1 protein-coding gene is annotated in these 503 nt (G+C 72.4%); it reads left to right on the plus strand.

Features of this window, described 5'->3' with window-relative positions:
- Positions 1–503 (plus strand): phospholipid carrier-dependent glycosyltransferase (locus tag ABD817_RS39505; RefSeq protein WP_344923582.1); only part of this gene is annotated, 503 nt, incomplete at both ends.

Below are 503 nucleotides of genomic sequence, written 5' to 3' on the forward strand. Positions count from 1 at the left end.
CCACCCGCCGCTGGGCAAGTGGATGATCGGCCTGGGCGAGCAGATCTTCGGGATGAACCCCTACGGCTGGCGGTTCGCCGGTGCCGTGGTCGGGGTGCTGTCGATCCTGATCCTGGCCAGGCTCGCCCGCCGGATGACCCGCTCGACCATGCTGGGCTGCCTCGCCGGGCTGCTGCTCGCGCTGGACGGGCTCCATCTCGTGCTGTCACGGACCGCGCTGCTCGACATCTTCCTGATGTTCTGGGTGCTGGCGGCCTTCGCCTGCCTGGTGGCCGACCGCGACCAGGCGCGCGGACGACTCGTCTCCTGGTACGAGACCTCGCCGCTCAGCGACCATGGCCCCGGCCTGGGGCTGCGGCCGTGGCGGATCGCGGCGGGGGTGTGCCTGGGCGCGGCGTGCGCGGTGAAGTGGTCGGGCGTCTTCTTCCTCGTCGCCTTCGCGGTGATGTCGCTGGTCTGGGACGCGGGCGCCCGCCGGGCGATCGGCCTGCGCAGGCCGTACG

It is taken from the genome of Streptosporangium oxazolinicum (genome assembly GCF_039537505.1).
Lineage (GTDB): Bacteria > Actinomycetota > Actinomycetes > Streptosporangiales > Streptosporangiaceae > Streptosporangium > Streptosporangium oxazolinicum.